Source organism: Pseudomonas sp. KBS0710, assembly GCF_005938045.2.
Classification (GTDB): Bacteria; Pseudomonadota; Gammaproteobacteria; order Pseudomonadales; family Pseudomonadaceae; genus Aquipseudomonas.
In genome coordinates this window covers 3,056,757-3,074,216 of the sequence record NZ_VCCF02000001.1, presented here as the reverse complement: position 1 = coordinate 3,074,216, position 17,460 = coordinate 3,056,757, and the positions used below count along the sequence as shown (strand labels likewise).

Genomic DNA, 17,460 nt, shown 5'->3' with positions numbered 1-17,460 from the left:
TTTGCCAAGAAGTAGCTGAATGTTTCCTAAATTAAACTTCATCTTGGCAAAACCACCACAAATTTCCTGCTTGGACACCTTCATTGTCGGAGCTGGCTTGCCTGCGATAGCGGTCTTCCAGTTTGATATTTTGTGTCGGATACACCGCTATCGCAGGCAAGCCAGCTCCCGCAGTGAGCGGGTTTGCCATGAGATTGCATAAAGCACGCCCGCCATTGTTGTTTCTTGCAAGTTGCACGGTCTTAAGAAGTTCAAATTACTTAACTTATTGAAATAAAAGGATTTTAATTTTTAACCCGACTGGCACGCTGCCTGCACTGTCCCTTTTGAGACTTGTAACACTATTTTTCCTGCCGGGAGCAAAACAACAATGATCACATCGTCATCCACGCTGCAAGAGTCAAGCGCGCGCTCTGGGGTTTCCTGGGGCGCAATCTTTGCCGGGGCCGCTGCGGCGGCTGCACTGTCGCTTATCCTGGTGCTGTTGGGCTTCGGCCTGGGCTTTTCGGCGGTGTCGCCGTGGGCCGACAGCGGCATGAGCGCCAAGGGGCTGGGTATTTCCACGATTATCTGGCTGGCATTCACCCAAATCGTCGCTTCAGGCCTGGGCGGTTACATTGCCGGCCGGTTGCGTGTGAAGTGGGCGAACATGCATGGCGATGAAGTGTACTTTCGCGACACTGCCCATGGTTTCCTCGCTTGGGCCGTCGCCACTTTGGTCACCGCAGTACTGGTGGTCGGTTCGGTCAGCAGCGTGGTCAGCGGCGGCGTGAAAGCCGGTGCCAGCGTAGCGGCAGGTGCCGCCAGCGGCATCAGCCAGGCTGCCGGTAGCGCAGCCAAGGGCGCCAACAGCGGCGACTTCGACTACTACGTCGACAGCCTGTTCCGCGATGACCGCCCAGCTGCCGTCAGCGATGACGCGGTACACGGCGTGGTTGCACGTATCCTCACCCGCACCCTGAGCAACGACGGCCAACTGGCACCGGAAGACCGTACTTACCTGGCCCAGTTGATCAGCCAGCGTACCAACCTCAGCCAGGCGGATGCTGAAGCGCGTATCGACAAGGTCTACGGCGAGGCCCGTAAAGCCATTGACGATGCCAAGCTCAAAGCCAAGCAAGCGGCCGACACAGCCGCCAAAGTCGCCGCCTACACCTCGTTGTGGACCTTTGTGGCCCTGCTGATCGGCGCGTTCTTTGCCAGCTTCGCGGCTACCTTCGGCGGTCGTCGTCGGGATGCTGTGGTGTACGTCGAAACCGAAAACTACGTTCGTTAATTCAAGGAGAACATCATGCGCTCATTACTACTGTGGTTCCTCGGCGTGCCGATTCCGGTGATCATCCTGATCGCGATCTTCATGCACTAAACCAGAGCTTGGCTCGTTCCCCTGTGGGAGCGGGCTTGCTCGCGAAGGCGGTCTTTCAGCTATTCATGAGCTGACTGACACACCGCTTTCGCGAGCAAGCCCGCTCCCACATCTGGTTTTGCGCAGGGTCAGCCAGCTTGTGATCAGCAGTGCGCTCGCCGCTGCGGTCATGATCACCAATGGCAATGAAGTGCCATCCGACAACAACCCCGTCACCCAACTGCTCACCGCCGTCAGGAACATCTGGATAAAAAAGAACAACCCCGACGCCGTCCCCGCGATCGCGCCATAGGGCTGCAGCACTGAGAGCTGGCAGGCCGGAATCACCATCCCCACCGACACCATGATCACCACCATCGGCAGCACAATCGCCAGCCATTCTCCCGGCAGCGCGAGGGTCGCCATCGCCAGCAAAACGCTGCCCAGTACATTCAGGCCGATCCCTGCGTTGATCAAGCGGTCGGGTTCGAAGCGCAGCACCAGGCGCCGAAACAGGTTCGCCCCCAGCATATAGCCGCTGATCGTCGCGGCGAATACCAGCGCGTATTCCGTGGCCGTCAGTTGGTAGCCGCGCTGCAACAGCGAAGACGACTCGCTGATGAACGGGAAATACGTGCTGTACACACAGCCGATGGCCAGGGCGTAGCGCAGGAAATAGCGATCGCGCAGCAACTGGCCGTACACGCGCAGCAGGTTGCTCGGTGGCGCAGCGGCCACTTGCGGCGGGCGGGTTTCCGGCAGGCGGCGGTAAACCACCAGGCATAGCCCGGCGCCGATCACGGCCAGCAGCACAAACAAGCCACGCCAATTGATCAAGGGCAGCATCAGGCTGCCAAGTACTGGCGCGGCCATCGGCGAGATCGCCATGGCCATGGAGATCAGGCCCAGCAGGCGCGCCTGTTCGTGGCGGTCGAAGTAATCGCGCACGATCACCCGGCCGATCACCGTGGTACAGCAACCGCCGAGGGCCTGGAACAGCCGGGCGATCACCAGCACGCCGAGGCTGTCGGCCTGGGCGCAGGTCAGGGTTGCCACCACGTACAGCAGCAGCCCGGCCAGCAAGACCGGGCGCCGGCCGAAACGGTCGGTCAACGGGCCGCTGACCAGCAGGGAAATCGCTGAACCCAGGGTGTACAGCGTGAGGGTCAGCTGCAGTTGGCTGTCGCTGCTGTGGAAGTAGTCGGCCATGGCGGGCAGGGCCGGCAGGTGCAGGTCGAGGGTCAGACGGGGCAGGGCGATCAGCACGGTCAGCAGGACCAGCCAGAACCCGGTGGAGAGGGCGCGTTGAGTCATGGGAAGCTTCTTCGCTAACGAGTAGAGCCTGAACTCTAACGACTTTGTGGTTTAATCCTTTGAGCCGCTTATGGCTTAAAACACTGGACCACTTATGCGCCGAGGAAAAACTGCCGTCACCCTGGACCTGCCGCGCCCGGACACGCTGGGCGCCGGCAAGCAACAGGGCGCCTATGATGCGTTGCGCGCCGCTATCCTCAATCGGCAGTTGCCGGCGGGCAGCCGCTTGCCGTCGACCCGTAGCCTGGCCGAGCGCTGGCTGGTGTCGCGGGGCACCCTGGAAGCGGCGTTCGAGCGCTTGCACAGCGAGGGTTACGTAGAACGCGTGGCGGGCTCCGGTACGCGAGTGAGTGCGGTGGTCCCCGAGCAATTTATCGCGGCCCCGGCGCCGAGCAGCCACCTACGCCGCCAGGCGGTGCCTGATCAGCCCGATGCGGGCGTGCAAAGCCACGTGCCCTTTGTGGCCCGGCGCCCGGACGCCAGCCTGTTCGACTTGAAAGCCTGGGCGCGCTGTATTTCCCGTGGCTTGCTGTCGGCGCGGCCGGGTGCCCTGGAGGCCGCGCACCCGGCCGGGTTGCCGGCATTGCGCGAGCAAATCGCCGACTACCTGCGCAGTTATCGCGGCATGCGCTGCGAGGCGGATGAGGTGATTGTGACCACGGGCATTCGTCACGCCCTTGACCTGATCGCGCGCACCTTGCTCAAACCCGGCGACACGGCGTGCGTCGAAGACCCAGGTTACAAGCCCGCGCGGCGCTTGTTCAGCCTGGCCGGCGCGCAGGTTCAATCGATCCCGGTCACGGCCGACGGCCTCGACACCGACCACCTCCCAGGTACGGCGCGGCTGGCTTACGTGTCGCCTGCACACCAGGCGCCGTTGGGCATGACCTTGTCGGTCTCGCGCCGCCTGGCATTACTGGACTGGGCTGCCCGCGCTGATGCCTGGGTGGTTGAAGACGATTACGACAGCGAATACAACTACAACAGCGCGCCACTGGCGGCGCTTAAAGCCCTGGACTCGGGCGACCGGGTGATCTACTGCGGCAGCTTCAACAAGAACCTGTTTCCCGGCTTGCGCGTGGGTTTCATGGTGGTGCCCAGGACACTGCGGCCCGCGTTATTGCGCACCTCACAATTGACCGGGCATTCGGTGGGCGCCACGGATCAATTGGGCCTGGTCGAGTTCCTGGGCAGTGGGGCGTTCGTGCGGCATTTGCGCGCTTCACGCCAAGCCTATCAGGCACGCCGCGATGCATTGCTCGCCTGCCTGCCGCAGGGCTGCAGGGTCAGCGGCCAGCAGGCCGGGTTGCATTTTGTGCTGTGGTTGCCGGCAGGCACCTGCGAGGCGGATTTTTGTAGCCGCGCGGCCGCCGTTGGCCTGAGCTTGCAGCCGTTGGGCAAGTTCTGTGACGAGGCCAGCCTGAAGCCTGCGGTGATCATCGGCTACACCGCGCTGACCCTGGCGCAGATCCGCTTTCACGGGCGAGTGCTCACGAAATTGTTAATGGCGGCTTAACCGCCCCTTGGCTAGACTCGCGCCCCATGAGCCGCCTTCTGCGTTTAATCCTGGTCATGCTGTTAAGCCTCACGCTTCCCCTGACCGGGATGGCGGGAGTACCGTCGAGCACCGAGCCGTGCCCGATGAAGATGGCAGACATGCAGGTGATGACCGACATGAGCCCCGACTGCTGCCAGGACGGTGGCGACCACGGTAAAGTCTGCAAGCCGGGCCAGGAATGCAAAACCGGCGGCCTGCTGCAACTGTCCCTGGCGGTGCTCAAGGCACCGCTGACACGCGCTCATCCTTTGGCCATCGGCCACACATCTGATTTTATCCCCGACCGCACGCCCTCCGGCGTCTGGCGCCCGCCGCGTAGCTGATTCCGGTTGCATCTGAACATCCATCCCCACTGCGGGATGGCCTTGCTGTGGGCCGCTTAACGCGGCGCGCAGTGGCACAGATCAGGAATCTTCACGATGAATTCCCTCTATGTGCGCGCCCTGGTGGTGGGCGTGCTGGTGTGGCCGGCGCTCGCCTCGGCGCTGACCCTGGATGAGGCCCTGCGCCTGGCGCAGAACAACGCGCCGTCGCTGGTGGCCGAATCCGCCAAGCTGCAAGCTGCGACACAGGCAGCGATTCCGGCCGGCGAATTGCCCGATCCGAAATTGCTGGTGGGCCTGCAGAATTTTCCCATCGGCGGGCCGAATCGCGGCACGTTGTATGGCGATGACATGACGCAACAGATGATCGGCCTGCAGCAACAGGTGCCCAGCCGCGACAAGCGCAAAGCCCGGGTCGAACTGGCTGATGCAACCATAGAACGCACCGCCGCCGAAGGGCGCATCGAGCGCCTTAACGTGCGCCAGGCCACTGCCCAGGCGTGGATCCGTGCTTACGCGGTGGAGCGCAAAGAGGCCTTGTTTCAAGACTTCTACCAACAGAACCGCCTGCTGCAAGACAGCGTGCGCGCGCAGTTGGCCGGTGGTCGCGGTCAGGCTTCCGATGCGGTGATTCCCAAACAGGAAGCCGCCGAGTTGGCGGGGCGTGAGGACGAGCTGACTCAGCAGCGTGCCCAGGCCCGCGCCGCCCTCAAGCGCTGGATCGGTGCCGCTGCCAATCAAGCCCCCAGCGGCCAGTTACCCAACTGGAGCATCGACAGCCACGGCTACAGCCACAACCTGCATCAACACCCTGCACTGCAAGCCTTCGTGCCGCGTACCCGCGAGGCGCAGGCGCGCGTGCAGGAAGCCAAGGCGCAAAAGACCTCGGACTGGAGCTGGGAAGTCGACTACGGGCACCGCAGCCGGGAGTACGGCGACATGCTCACCCTGCAATTGAGTTTCGACCTGCCGATCTTTCCCGGGCGCCGTCAGAACCCAGGCATCGCCGCCAAGCAGGCCGAGCTGGATCAACTCGACGCCGAACGCGAAGCCGCTACCCGCGAACACACGCAGATGCTCGACGACGACCTAGCGGTTTACCAGCGCCTGGACCGCGCCGTGCAGCGCAGCCAGGACAGCCTGGTGCCGTTGGCCGAAGAAAAAGTCGCCCTCAGCCTGGCCGGTTATCGCGCCGGCAAGGGCGATTTGCTCACGGTGGTCAGCGCTCGCCGTGACCTGGTCGAGGCCCGTTTCAAACAGATTGATGCCATCGAGCAGCGCGCCCTGATCGGCGCCCAGCTGTATTTCGCCTACGGAGAACCCAGCCATGAATAATTCAATCGTCGCCGCACTGGTGCTGCTGGGTCTGGGCGCGGGCTATGGGCTGGCGCAATTTCACCCGGTGGCTTCTGTTACACCCAAGGACGACAAACCGGCGCTGTACTGGTACGACCCTATGTACCCGCAGCAGAAGTTCGACAAGCCCGGCAAGTCACCGTTTATGGACATGCAACTGGTGCCGCGGTATGCCGAAGGCACGGCGGCTGCGGATACGCCGGCCGTGCAGATTGACCCACGGCAAACCCAGAACCTCGGCGTGCGCCTGGCGAGCGTCACCCGTGGTGTGCTGACCTCGACCCTGGAGCTGTCGGGCATCCTCGCGTTCAACGACCGTGATGTGGCGGTGGTGCAGGCGCGGGCTGCCGGGTTCGTCGAGCGCGTCTATGCGCGGGCACCGGGTGATGTGCTCAAGGCTGGCGCGCCGTTGGCGGACCTGTTGATCCCCGAATGGGCGGCGGCCCAGGAAGAATTCCTGAGCCTGCGCCACAGCGGCGACAGTGGCTTGATCGCGGCAGCCCGGCAACGCCTGCGCCTGAGCGGCATGCCGGCCGGGTTGATCGAGCAGATGGAGCGCAACGGCCGGGTGCAGTCGGTGTTGACCGTCACCAGCCCGTTAAGCGGCGCCTTGCAAACCCTGGACGTGCGCGAAGGCATGACGCTGGCGGCAGGGCAGACCCTGGCGCGTATCAATGTCCTGGATTCGGTGTGGCTGCAGGTCGCCGTGCCCGAAGCCCAAGGTGCGACCCTGGCCGTGGGCCAAACCGTGCAGAGCCGTTTTGTCGGTTTACCGGGCAAAACCGTCGACGGCACCATCAGCGCGATCTTGCCGGCCACCGCCATGGACAGTCGTACCGTGCAGGTCCGCGTTGAACTGCCCAATCCCGACGGCAACCTGCGCCCCGGCATGACGGCCCAGGTGCGCCTGGCGCAAACCAGCGGGCAAGCGGTGCTGCAAGTGCCCAGCGAAGCCTTGATCCGCACCGGCAAGCGCGTGCTGGTAATGCTGGCCGAGGAGGGCGAACGCTATCGCCCAGTAGAGGTTGACGTCGGCGCAGAAAATCAGGACCAGACCGTGATCCGCAGCGGCTTGCAGGAAGGCCAGCAGGTGGTCGCCTCCGGCCAATTCCTGCTCGATTCTGAAGCCAGTTTGAGAGGCATAACCGCACCCACGTCCGACATGTCGGGCATGAGCATGCAACCAGGAGCCCAGCCATGATCGCCTTGCTGATTCGCTGGTCGGTGGCCAACCGGTTTCTGGTGCTGCTCGCGACCTTGTTCATCACCGCGTGGGGCGTGTGGGCGGTGCAAAATACGCCGGTGGATGCCTTGCCGGACCTCTCGGATGTGCAGGTGATCATCCGCACGCCGTACCCGGGCCAGGCGCCGCAGATTGTCGAAAACCAGGTCACTTACCCGATGACCACCACCATGCTGTCGGTACCGGGCGCCAAGACCGTGCGCGGCTTTTCGTTCTTCGGCGACAGCTACGTGTACGTGCTGTTCGATGAAGGCACCGACCTGTACTGGGCGCGTTCGCGGGTGCTGGAATACCTCAGCCAATTGCAGGCGCGGCTGCCGGCATCGGCCAAGCCGTCGCTGGGGCCGGACGCCACCGGGGTGGGCTGGATTTACCAGTACGCCTTGGTGGACCGTAGCGGCCAACACGACCTGGCGCAATTGCGTGCGCTGCAGGACTGGTTTCTCAAGTTCGAACTCAAGACCCTGCCGAATGTGGCGGAAGTGGCGACCATCGGCGGCCAGGTCAAGCAGTACCAGGTGCAGCTCGACCCGCTGGCCATGGCGAGTCGCGGCGTTACCCAGGCGCAGGTTAAAGAGGCGATCGACAAGGCTAACCAGGAAGCCGGCGGCTCGGTGCTGAACCTGGGCGAGTCCGAATACGTGGTGCGCGCCTCCGGCTACCTGAAAAGCCTGGCGGATTTTCGCGCGATTCCCCTGCGACTCGGCACCAACAACGTGCCGGTGAGCCTTGGTGATGTGGCAAACATTCAACTTGGCCCGGACCTGCGTCGCGGCATCAGTGAACTGGACGGCGAGGGCGAAGCGGTCGGCGGCGTGGTGATCCTGCGCAGCGGCAAAAATGCGCGCGAGGCCATCGCAGCGGTCAAGTCCAAGCTTGAGCAACTGAAAAGCAGCCTGCCGCCCGGGGTGGAAATCGTCACCACCTACGATCGCAGCAAATTGATCGACCGCGCCGTGGATAACCTCAGCCATAAGCTGTTGGAGGAGTTTTTGGTGGTGGCGCTGGTGTGCGGGATTTTCCTCTGGCACCTGCGCTCATCCCTGGTGGCGATTATTTCGCTGCCGGTCGGCGTATTGATCGCCTTTATCGTCATGCGCTTTCAGGGCATCAACGCCAACATCATGTCGCTCGGCGGCATCGCGATTGCCATCGGCGCAATGGTGGATGCGGCGGTGGTGATGATCGAAAACGCCCACAAGAAAATCGAGGCCTGGCACCATGCCAATCCTGGCCGGGAATTGAAAGGTGACGAACACTGGAAAGTCATGACCGACGCGGCGGTGGAAGTCGGGCCTGCGCTGTTTTTCTGCCTGCTGATCATCACGTTGTCGTTTATTCCGGTGTTCACCTTGCAAGCCCAGGAAGGCCGCCTGTTCGGCCCGTTGGCTTACACCAAGACCTATGCCATGGCGGCAGCGGCCGGGTTGTCGGTGACCTTGGTCCCGGTGTTGATGGGCTACTGGATTCGCGGGCGTATCCCCGATGAGCAGCGCAACCCGCTCAATCGTGGCTTGATCAAACTCTACCAACCGGCCCTAGACGCGGTGCTGCGCTGGCCGCGCCTGACCTTGCTGGTGGCGCTGCTGACGGTGGCGAGCGCGCTGTGGCCGGTGGCGAAACTCGGTGGTGAGTTCCTGCCGCCGCTGGACGAGGGCGACTTGCTCTACATGCCGTCGGCGCTGCCGGGGCTGTCGACGCAAACCGCCGGTGAGTTGCTGCAACGCACTGACCGGCTGATCAAGACCGTACCGGAAGTGGCCCACGTGTTCGGCAAGGCCGGTCGCGCCGAAACCGCCACCGACCCGGCGCCGCTGGAGATGTTTGAAACCACGATTGAGTTCAAGCCCAGGGACCAATGGCGCCCCGGCATGACCCCGGAAAAACTGGTGAAGGAGCTGGACCGTGTGGTGCAGGTGCCGGGCCTGACCAATATCTGGATCCCGCCGATCCGCAACCGCATCGACATGCTCGCCACCGGCGTGAAAAGCCCGATTGGCGTGAAGGTTGCGGGCACCAGCCTGATGCAGATCGACGCGGTGACCCAGGCTGTGGAGAAAGTCGCCAAGACCGTGCCTGGTGTGAGTTCGGCACTGGCTGAGCGGTTGACTGGCGGGCGCTATATCGACGTGGATATCGACCGTGCGGCCGCCGCGCAATATGGGCTGAATATCGCCGATGTGCAGTCGATTGTGGCGGGCGCGATTGGCGGTGAAACCATCGGCGAAACGGTCGAAGGGCTGGCGCGCTTCCCTATCAGTCTGCGTTACCCCAAGGAGTGGCGCGACTCGGTGCAGGCGCTGGGCAACCTGCCGATCTACACGCCGCAGGGCAGCCAGATCACCCTCGGTACGGTGGCCCGGCTGAAGATCAGTGACGGCCCGCCGATGCTCAAAAGCGAAAACGCACGGCCGTCCGGCTGGGTGTATATCGACGTGCGAGACCGCGACCTGGCCTCGGTGGTGAAGGACCTGCGTGGGGCGATCGAGCAGCAGGTGCATTTGCAACCGGGCATGAGCCTCAGTTATTCGGGGCAGTTCGAGTTTCTGGAGCGGGCTAATGAGCGCTTGAAACTGGTGGTGCCGGCCACGCTTATGATCATCTTTGTGCTGTTGTACCTGACCTTTCGCCGTGTGGATGAGGCCGTGCTGATTTTGGGCACCTTACCGTTCGCACTGTCTGGCGGTGTGTGGTTGCTCTACTGGCTGGGTTTCAATCTGTCGGTGGCCACGGGCGTCGGGTTTATTGCGCTGGCGGGGGTGTCGGCTGAGTTTGGGGTGATCATGCTGTTGTATTTGAAAAACGCTTGGGCTGAGCGTAAGGATGGTGATCTGTTGGCGGCTATCACCGAGGGGGCGGTGCTGCGCGTGCGCCCCAAGGCGATGACTGTGGCCGTTATCATCGCGGGGTTGCTGCCGATTCTGCTTGGAGGCGGGACTGGCAGCGAAGTGATGAGCCGCATTGCTGCGCCGATGATTGGGGGGATGTTGACGGCGCCGTTGCTGTCGCTGTTTGTGATTCCGGCGGCTTACCAGTTGATGCGTCGTTCTAGAGCTAAGTGCTGAATGGGATGTATGGTGGTTTGGTGTGCATATCCATTGTTTTTGTGATGGCTGCTTGGGGTTCCGCCCTGACGGCGGGTCACTTTTTGAAGGACCAAAAAGGTAACCAAAAAGTCCTCGCCCCACCACTTGGCACCTCGCTAATGCTCGGTGTGCCAGAACGAAGGCTTGAATCCGTGGGCCGCCGCGATGGGCCATCCTTGGCCCAGCGCGGCTAACCCGGCGTCCTGCCGGGTTACCCACGGATTCAAGCCTGCGTTCGGCCATCGTGGTTAACGGGGCGTCTCAGATCAAGATCAAAATCTACAGCACGGCGGCCTGAAAGCCGACCTGAGTGGTTGAATCAAAAGCCAGATCAAGTGCAAAGCAAAAGCCTATCTACCTGATGCAACGCGATCTAAATGTGGGAGCGGGCTTGCTCGCGAATGCGGTGGGTCAGTGACAGATGAATTGACTGGCACACCGCATTCGCGAGCAAGCCCGCTCCCACAGTTGACTGCATCCAACCTTGATGGTGAGGTCGGCTGTTGCTGTTGCTGTTGCTGTTGCTGTTGCTGTTGCTGTTGCTCTGGCCCTTACATCCTTTTCGATGACGAAGTCAGCGGTCTTTTGATCTGCGCTTTTGATCTTGATCTTGATCTGAAATCGCCCCGTCAAACACGATGGCCGCAATCTGACAGTGATTTGGGGGGTAAACCGGCAGGGATGCCGGTTTAGCCGCCCCGCGCCATGGATGGCGCGTGGCGGCGGCCCCCAAATCACTGGCGGATTGCGGGCATGCCGAGCCACAGCGAGGCACCGAGTGTTGGGGGCGTGTACGGGACAACCACATGGGTTACACAAAAGTGCATTCACATAGGTAACACTTTGAGTGAAATATAGCCGTCCTTGTCTGCTTTTCTTGCATCCACTTGACCGAGGATCACTGGGCCGAAAATAACAGCCCACACATCGTCGCTCAGCATCTCCATTCCAATAGTCTGGTATTTCAGTAAATGCCCCACATAAATCCGCAGACCTGACCGATAAATCATCCCGTTTGAGTCAGTCCGGTAACACTCAATATGACTTGCATAACCCATCTCCGGCAGTTTCTCAGGATAGGCTCGAGGTGAAGGTGAATAGCATGAAGCCGGTGTTTTCTGGCTCAGCGCTTCATGCCCTCGCTCGTAATTGTAGTGCTGTATGAAACGATCAAAGTGTTTCTGCTGAGACTCCCAAGCAACCGCAGGTGGATTGGGCAAAGTACTTTTCAGTGTTCGGTGCATACGCTCGTGCCGGCCATTTTGGTCTGGCCGACCGGGCTCGATACGCTCTGGAATGATCCCCAGCCGTAGCCACCAGATCGACAACTGTGACAGCCCTCCACGGCCTGTGCTGGCAAACGGCACTCCGTTGTCAGTACGGATCCGCTCAGGCAAACCATACTCGCGAAACACCCGTTCGAACGTCTCCTGGGTCTCCTTGAAATTGGTGCTGGGCATGCTCTGACAGGCAAGCAAGAAACGACTGGCATGGTCCATGATTGTTAGCGGATAACACCATACGCCCGCTCCTGTCAGGTACTGGCCTTTGTAGTCAGCACTGAAAAGCTGGTTAGGCACATCTGCCTTGCGTAACGGTTTTGGATAGACAGCAACTCTTGGCCGCAAGGGTCGAGGCGTGATCAGATCAGCTGCTTTGAGGATGTTATAAATAGTCGTTTTCGAGGGCGGATCCTGGCCCGGAAAGCGCTTTATCAGATCACTCTGGATTTTTTTCGGACCAGGGATTGTCTCGCCTATAGAACGAAGTTCGATAATCGCCTGCTTTACCGCCAAAGGCACCACATAAGTCTGGTGGTGCCGACGACGACTACGCTCATCAAGCCCACTGGGGCCTTCTGCTTTGTATCGCTCGACCCACTTGTAGCCGGTCTTTCGGCTGATTTCATAGTCTCGACATAGCTGGCTAAGGCTGTGTTTTCCAGTCAGATATTCAGCGACAAACATCACTTTGAGGTCCATAGGTTTCAGCTCTTTCCAGGGCATGGTCAGATCCTCACGAAATCGACCCTGCCAGTTAAAAACTGTTACCTATGTGCGTGAACTGATTTGTAACCCATGTGGGTGAGTCATACCGGCGAAGACCTTTTGCTTACTTTTGGGTCTTTCCAAAAGTGAGCCGCCGTCAGGGCGGAACCCTAAGCCGCCATCACCCAAATAACGGATATGTACACCAAAAGAATCACAGTATTACCCGGTCAGTCGTCAAACCCGACCTGCTCATGAATCTCATCCACCTTCAATTCCAACCGATACGCCACGGCAATAAACAACGCCTGGCACAGGCACAACGTCGCGCTCAAGGAGCGGAAGGCAAACGACGACCCCTCATTCACCAACAGCACCGCGTTCGCCCGTTTGGCCAGGGGCGACAGGTTGCTGTCGGTGATGATCAGGGTCTTGGCCTGATGATGCTGGGCGATGCGCAGGCAATGCTGGGTCTCTTTGCCGTAGGGCGTAAAGCTGATCGCAATCACCAGGTCGTTGGCACGCACGCTGCGCATCTGTTCGCGATAACTGCCGCCCAGGCCCGAGATCAGGTGGATGCGCTTGTTGGTGTGCTGCAGGTTGTAGACCAGGTAATCGGCCACGGCAAACGAACGGCGCACGCCCACTACGTAGATATTGTCGGCATTGACCACCAGGTCCACCGCCTTCTCGAATGCCACATCATCCAGCTCCAACCCCAGACGCTCGATGCCGGAGAGGGTGGCGTTCACGCACTCACGCGCCAGGTCGCCGCCACTGGCCTTCTGCGACTTGTTGGCGATCATGCTGCGGATGCGCTGCTGGTAGTTCTGCACCGGCGTGGTCTTGTGGGTGTAGGCCTCGCGAAACAGCGCCTGCATCTCGCTGAACCCACTGAAACCGAAGCGCTGGGAGAACCGCACAATGGCCGAAGGGTGCACTTCGCATTCGCGGGCGATGTCGCTGATGCGGTCGACCATGATGCGGTCGCTCTGCTGGCTCATGTAGCTGGCAATGCGTTTGAGCTGGCGCGGCAGGCTTTCGTATTCGTCCGTGATCAGCTGCAACAGGCGTTCGGCATTGATCGGAGGGCTGGCGACCGTATCTTCCAGGGTGGTCTCGGGATCGGTGCGGGACATGGGCAATCCTTCTGGCGTGTTCGTCTGATGCGCTGATGGGTGGCGCAAGTCTACAGGGTAGGCGCAAAAAAATACCTCGGCATCACGGCGCCCGTGGGCTGCTGAAACGATGCACGGCGGCTGGGATGCCATTATGCTGGCTTATTGGAAAAAATATTCCACTAAAAATAATTATGGAATAAATATTGATTGCCGCCGCTGGACGTTCTAGTCTGCTTGCACCAAGAGCGTGTGCCGTCACCACGGCGGCACCACGCAGGCTGATAAAAATAACAGGAGCCAGCATGGGCCAGACTCGTTTTGCCAGTGGGCGTCAATTGGATCTGATTTGCCTCGGGCGCCTGGGCGTCGACCTCTATGCACAGCAAGTCGGTGCGCGGCTTGAGGACGTGTCCAGCTTTGCCAAGTACCTCGGCGGTTCCTCCGCCAACATCGCCTTCGGCACGGCGCGGCTGGGCCTCAAGTCGGCGATGTTAAGCCGCGTGGGCGATGACCATATGGGCCGCTTCCTGCTCGAATCCCTGGCCCGTGAAGGCTGTGACGTGAGCGGCATCAAGGTCGACCCGGAACGCCTCACCGCCCTGGTATTGCTGGGGCTTAAAGACCGCGAAACCTTCCCCCTGGTGTTCTACCGCGAAAACTGCGCCGACATGGCCCTGCGCGCCGAAGACATCAGCGAAGCCTTTATCGCTTCCAGCAAAGCCTTGCTGATCACCGGCACACACTTCTCCACCGATGGCGTGTACAAGGCCAGCATCCAGGCGCTGGATTACGCGGCCAAGCACAACGTCAAGCGTGTACTGGATATCGACTACCGCCCGGTGCTGTGGGGCCTGGCGGGCAAGGCGGATGGCGAAACGCGGTTTGTCGCCGATCAGAACGTCAGCCAGCATGTGCAAAACATCCTGCCGCGTTTCGACCTGATCGTCGGCACTGAGGAAGAGTTCTTGATCGCCGGTGGCAGTGAAGACCTGCTGACGGCGTTGCGCACTGTGCGTGAACTGACCCCGGCGACCCTGGTGGTCAAGCTCGGCCCGCAAGGTTGCACGGTGATTCACGGCGCCATCCCGGCACGCCTGGAAGACGGCGCGATTTACCCCGGCGTGCGGGTTGAAGTGCTCAATGTGCTGGGTGCCGGTGACGCCTTCATGTCCGGCTTTCTCAGCGGCTGGATCAATGACGCCAGCGATGAGCGCTGCAGCCAATTGGCCAACGCTTGCGGCGGGCTTGTCGTGTCCCGCCATGCTTGCGCGCCCGCCATGCCGACGCCGGCCGAACTGGATTACCTGTTCAACAGCCCGGTGCCCATCACCCGGCCGGATCAAGACGTAACCCTGCAACGCCTGCACCGCGTCACGGTGCCGCGCAAAACCTGGAAACAGCTGTTTGTGTTTGCCTTCGACCACCGCTGGCAGCTGGTGGACCTTGCACAAAAAGGCGGCCAGGACCTGACCCGCATCAGCGACATCAAGCAGCTGTTTATCCAGGCCATCGAACGTGTGGAAACCAAGCTGGCGCAGCAGGGCATCGAAGCCGATGTGGGCCTGCTGGCCGACCAGCGCTTCGGCCAGGACGCACTGAATACCGCCAGCGGCCGCGGTTGGTGGATCGCCCGGCCAGTGGAGGTGCAGAACTCGCGCCCTTTGGCGTTTGAACACGGCCGCTCGGTGGGCAGCAACCTGATCGCCTGGCCCCAGGAGCAAATCATCAAGTGCCTGGTGCAGTTCCACCCGGACGACGAGCCGATGCTGCGCCTGGAGCAAGAGGCGCAGCTCAAGGCGGTCTACGAGGCTTCCCTGGTCAGCGGCCATGAACTGCTGCTGGAAGTCGTGCCGCCCAAGGATCACCCGTCGACCTATCCTGATGTGCTCTATCGCAGCCTCAAGCGCCTGTACAACCTGGGTATATATCCTGCGTGGTGGAAGATCGAGGCGCAGTCGGCCGAAGACTGGAAAAAGCTCGACGAACTGATCCACGAGCGTGACCCGTACTGCCGGGGTGTGGTGCTGCTGGGCCTGAATGCGTCGGCGCAGTTTCTGGCCGATGGCTTTCAGCAAGCCAGTCAAAGCACTACCTGCCGAGGGTTCGCGGTGGGCCGCACGATCTTCCAGGAGCCCAGCCGTGCGTGGATGGCGGGGGAAATTGATGATGAAGGGTTGATTGAGCAGGTGCAGGGCACGTTCGAACAGCTCATCAATGCCTGGCGCAGTTCCAGAAATTAAACGCAGTCAAATGTGGGAGCAGCTTTGTGTGGGAGCCGGGCTTGCCCGCGATGGTATCGCCTCGGTCTAGCAATGAAACCGCGGTGATGCCATCGCAGGCAAGCTAGCTCCCACACAAGCCCGCTCCCACATAGAGCAGATCTAATCAGGCTTAAGTCAGATAAAAACAAAAGGTGCAGCCATGCCCGCAATCCGAATTGGCATCAACCCGATCTCCTGGAGCAACGACGACCTGCCGGCCCTGGGCGGTGAAACGCCGCTGAGCACAGCGCTCAGCGAAGGCAAGGAAATCGGCTACGAAGGTTTCGAACTCAACGGCAAGTTCCCCAAAGACGCCAAGGGCGTCGGTGATGTGTTGCGCCCTTATGACCTGGCGCTGGTCTCCGGCTGGTATTCCAGCCGCCTGGCGCGGCGTTCGGTGGCCGAAGAAATCGAAGCCATCGCCGGGCATGTCGAGTTGCTCAAGCTTAATGGCGCCAACGTGCTGGTGTACGGCGAAGTCGCCGACTCGATCCAGGGCTCGAAAGTGCGCCTGATCGAACGCCCGCGTTTTCACAGCGAGCACGCCTGGCAGGAATACGCCGACAAGCTCACGGTGCTGGCGCGTTTCACCCTGTCCCAAGGCGTGCGCCTGGCGTATCACCACCATATGGGCGCCTACGTCGAATCCCCTGAAGACATTGACCAGCTGATGAGCCGCACCGGCCCGGAAGTCGGCCTGCTGTTTGATTCGGGCCATTGCTATATGGGCGGCGGCGAACCCATCGAGGTTCTGCGCAAACACATCGAGCGCGTCTGCCACGTGCATTTCAAGGACGTGCGCAAGCCGGTGGTGCAACTGGCGCGCAACCAGATGTGGAGCTTCCCTGACTGCATCGTCAACGGCACTTTCACTGTGCCTGGCGATGGCGACATCGATTTCGCCGAACTGCTCGATGTGCTGTTGGCTGCCCACTACAAGGGCTGGCTGGTGGTCGAAGCCGAACAGGACCCGGCCGTGGCGCCCAGCTACCTCTATGCCAAAAAAGGCTATGACACCTTGCGCGCGCTGCTCAACGAGAGGACAAAGTGATGAGCTTGTTGGTCAAAAGCAGCAAACGCGGGCAAACCATGGTGGCCCTCGAAGACGGGCGCCTGGAGTATGTGGGCTTTGCCGCCTATCGCTTGAGCCTGGGCGAAACCCTGCCGGTCACCGCCGGGGATCAAGAGCTGTGCCTGGTGTTGCTCAGCGGTCGCGTCAATATAGAAGGCGAAGGCTTCAACTGGCAGAACCTCGGCGACCGCCAGTCGGTGTTCGAAGACAAATCCCCCTTCGCTGCGTACCTGCCGCCAGGCACCGATGCGCAGATTAGCGCCTTGAGCGATGTGCAGATCGCCGTCTGCGCCGCGCCCGGTGCGCCGGGCTTTGAACCGCGCCTGATTCGCCCCGAACACTGCAAGCGCAGCGTGCGCGGCAAAGGCGCCAACACCCGCTACGTGTGCGACATCCTGCCTGACAGCGAGCCGGCCCATTCGCTGCTGGTGGTGGAAGTACGCACGCCGTCCGGGCACTCGTCGAGCTACCCGCCGCACAAGCACGACACCGACGACCTGCCGCACCAGAGCTTTCTGGAAGAAACCTATTACCACCAGATCAACCCGCCGCAGGGCTTCGTGTTCCAGCGCGTGTACACCGACGATCGCAGCATCGACCAGGCCATGGCCGTGGAAAACAGCGACCTGGTGGTGGTGCCCAAGGGGTATCACCCGGTCAGTGTGCCGTATGGCTACGAATCGTATTACCTCAACGTGATGGCCGGGCCAAAACGCGCCTGGCATTTTCATAACGACCCGCAGCACAGCTGGCTGCTGGACCTCTAAACGGTTTTGGACGGAGAACAACAACA

General features: G+C 61.2%; 13 protein-coding genes. 9 read left to right on the top strand and 4 right to left on the bottom strand.

From position 1 onward, the window contains the following. The first annotated feature begins 370 nt into the window (after nucleotides 1-370). Nucleotides 371-1,276, top strand: coding sequence for a hypothetical protein (locus FFI16_RS13910; protein ID WP_017136412.1), 906 nt, complete (start codon nucleotides 371-373; stop codon nucleotides 1,274-1,276). 153 nt (nucleotides 1,277-1,429) lie between these two features. Here the strand turns inward: FFI16_RS13910 and FFI16_RS13905 are convergent, their stop codons facing one another. Beyond that, on the bottom strand, nucleotides 1,430-2,659 hold the full coding sequence (locus tag FFI16_RS13905; RefSeq protein WP_138815809.1) for a multidrug effflux MFS transporter: 1,230 nt from the start codon (nucleotides 2,657-2,659) through the stop codon (nucleotides 1,430-1,432). Between the two features lie 94 nt (nucleotides 2,660-2,753). On the opposite strand from FFI16_RS13905, the gene FFI16_RS13900 reads away from it, so the two are divergent. The 5 genes from FFI16_RS13900 (at nucleotide 2,754) to FFI16_RS13880 (ending at nucleotide 10,204) form a co-directional block, all read left to right on the top strand. After that, complete coding sequence (locus FFI16_RS13900) at nucleotides 2,754-4,175, top strand: PLP-dependent aminotransferase family protein (protein WP_138815810.1); 1,422 nt, start codon at nucleotides 2,754-2,756, stop codon at nucleotides 4,173-4,175. 26 nt (nucleotides 4,176-4,201) lie between these two features. Continuing rightward, the gene (locus tag FFI16_RS13895) at nucleotides 4,202-4,540 is read left to right on the top strand and encodes a hypothetical protein (RefSeq protein ID WP_138815811.1); all 339 of its coding nucleotides are present in this window, start codon (nucleotides 4,202-4,204) and stop codon (nucleotides 4,538-4,540) included. 96 nt (nucleotides 4,541-4,636) lie between these two features. Then, the gene (locus FFI16_RS13890; protein WP_138815812.1) at nucleotides 4,637-5,875 is read left to right on the top strand and encodes a TolC family protein; all 1,239 of its coding nucleotides are present in this window, start codon (nucleotides 4,637-4,639) and stop codon (nucleotides 5,873-5,875) included. Further along, the gene (locus tag FFI16_RS13885) at nucleotides 5,868-7,097 is read left to right on the top strand and encodes an efflux RND transporter periplasmic adaptor subunit (RefSeq protein ID WP_138815813.1); all 1,230 of its coding nucleotides are present in this window, start codon (nucleotides 5,868-5,870) and stop codon (nucleotides 7,095-7,097) included. Before FFI16_RS13890 ends, FFI16_RS13885 begins: the two co-directional genes overlap by 8 nt. Next, entirely contained in the window at nucleotides 7,094-10,204 is a 3,111-nt protein-coding gene (locus FFI16_RS13880; protein WP_138815814.1) for an efflux RND transporter permease subunit, read from the top strand. The genes FFI16_RS13885 and FFI16_RS13880 overlap by 4 nt, the downstream gene beginning before the upstream one ends. A gap of 848 nt (nucleotides 10,205-11,052) precedes the next feature. Here FFI16_RS13880 and FFI16_RS13870 read toward each other — a convergent pair. The 3 genes from FFI16_RS13870 to FFI16_RS13860 all read right to left on the bottom strand — a co-directional run bounded on the left by FFI16_RS13870 (nucleotide 11,053) and on the right by FFI16_RS13860 (nucleotide 13,638). Next, nucleotides 11,053-12,231: an integrase core domain-containing protein gene (locus FFI16_RS13870; protein ID WP_138815816.1), complete on the bottom strand. Its 1,179-nt coding sequence runs from the start codon at nucleotides 12,229-12,231 to the stop codon at nucleotides 11,053-11,055. A 212-nt stretch (nucleotides 12,232-12,443) separates the two neighbouring features. Next, nucleotides 12,444-13,352 (bottom strand): MurR/RpiR family transcriptional regulator, encoded by a 909-nt coding sequence (locus tag FFI16_RS13865; RefSeq protein WP_138815817.1) that lies wholly within the window; start codon nucleotides 13,350-13,352, stop codon nucleotides 12,444-12,446. 82 nt (nucleotides 13,353-13,434) lie between these two features. Next, the gene (locus FFI16_RS13860; protein ID WP_138815818.1) at nucleotides 13,435-13,638 is read right to left on the bottom strand and encodes a hypothetical protein; all 204 of its coding nucleotides are present in this window, start codon (nucleotides 13,636-13,638) and stop codon (nucleotides 13,435-13,437) included. On the opposite strand from FFI16_RS13860, the gene iolC reads away from it, so the two are divergent. The 3 genes from iolC to iolB all read left to right on the top strand — a co-directional run bounded on the left by iolC (nucleotide 13,637) and on the right by iolB (nucleotide 17,434). Beyond that, nucleotides 13,637-15,574 (top strand): 5-dehydro-2-deoxygluconokinase, encoded by a 1,938-nt coding sequence (gene iolC / locus FFI16_RS13855; protein WP_138815819.1) that lies wholly within the window; start codon nucleotides 13,637-13,639, stop codon nucleotides 15,572-15,574. The two genes, FFI16_RS13860 and iolC, sit on opposite strands and share 2 nt — an antisense overlap. Before the next feature lie 181 nt (nucleotides 15,575-15,755). Next, nucleotides 15,756-16,646 carry a myo-inosose-2 dehydratase gene (gene iolE, locus FFI16_RS13850; RefSeq protein WP_138815820.1) on the top strand — a complete coding sequence of 297 codons (891 nt, stop codon included), beginning with the start codon at nucleotides 15,756-15,758 and terminating at the stop codon, nucleotides 16,644-16,646. Next, a complete protein-coding gene (iolB, locus tag FFI16_RS13845) occupies nucleotides 16,646-17,434 on the top strand; it encodes a 5-deoxy-glucuronate isomerase (protein ID WP_138815821.1) in 789 nt (262 codons plus the stop codon). The genes iolE and iolB overlap by 1 nt, the downstream gene beginning before the upstream one ends. Nucleotides 17,435-17,460: the final 26 nt, after the last annotated feature.

Excerpts from the sequence above, each read along its gene's own strand:
- FFI16_RS13910 (WP_017136412.1), top strand. The coding sequence starts at position 371 with ATGATCACATCGTCATCCACGCTGCAAGAGTCAAGCGCGCGCTCTGGG.
- FFI16_RS13905 (WP_138815809.1), bottom strand. The coding sequence starts at position 2,659 with ATGACTCAACGCGCCCTCTCCACCGGGTTCTGGCTGGTCCTGCTGACC.
- FFI16_RS13900 (WP_138815810.1), top strand. The coding sequence starts at position 2,754 with ATGCGCCGAGGAAAAACTGCCGTCACCCTGGACCTGCCGCGCCCGGAC.
- FFI16_RS13895 (WP_138815811.1), top strand. The coding sequence starts at position 4,202 with ATGAGCCGCCTTCTGCGTTTAATCCTGGTCATGCTGTTAAGCCTCACG.
- FFI16_RS13890 (WP_138815812.1), top strand. The coding sequence starts at position 4,637 with ATGAATTCCCTCTATGTGCGCGCCCTGGTGGTGGGCGTGCTGGTGTGG.
- FFI16_RS13885 (WP_138815813.1), top strand. The coding sequence starts at position 5,868 with ATGAATAATTCAATCGTCGCCGCACTGGTGCTGCTGGGTCTGGGCGCG.
- FFI16_RS13880 (WP_138815814.1), top strand. The coding sequence starts at position 7,094 with ATGATCGCCTTGCTGATTCGCTGGTCGGTGGCCAACCGGTTTCTGGTG.
- FFI16_RS13870 (WP_138815816.1), bottom strand. The coding sequence starts at position 12,231 with ATGCCCTGGAAAGAGCTGAAACCTATGGACCTCAAAGTGATGTTTGTC.
- FFI16_RS13865 (WP_138815817.1), bottom strand. The coding sequence starts at position 13,352 with ATGTCCCGCACCGATCCCGAGACCACCCTGGAAGATACGGTCGCCAGC.
- iolC (WP_138815819.1), top strand. The coding sequence starts at position 13,637 with ATGGGCCAGACTCGTTTTGCCAGTGGGCGTCAATTGGATCTGATTTGC.
- FFI16_RS13860 (WP_138815818.1), bottom strand. The coding sequence starts at position 13,638 with ATGCTGGCTCCTGTTATTTTTATCAGCCTGCGTGGTGCCGCCGTGGTG.
- iolE (WP_138815820.1), top strand. The coding sequence starts at position 15,756 with ATGCCCGCAATCCGAATTGGCATCAACCCGATCTCCTGGAGCAACGAC.
- iolB (WP_138815821.1), top strand. The coding sequence starts at position 16,646 with ATGAGCTTGTTGGTCAAAAGCAGCAAACGCGGGCAAACCATGGTGGCC.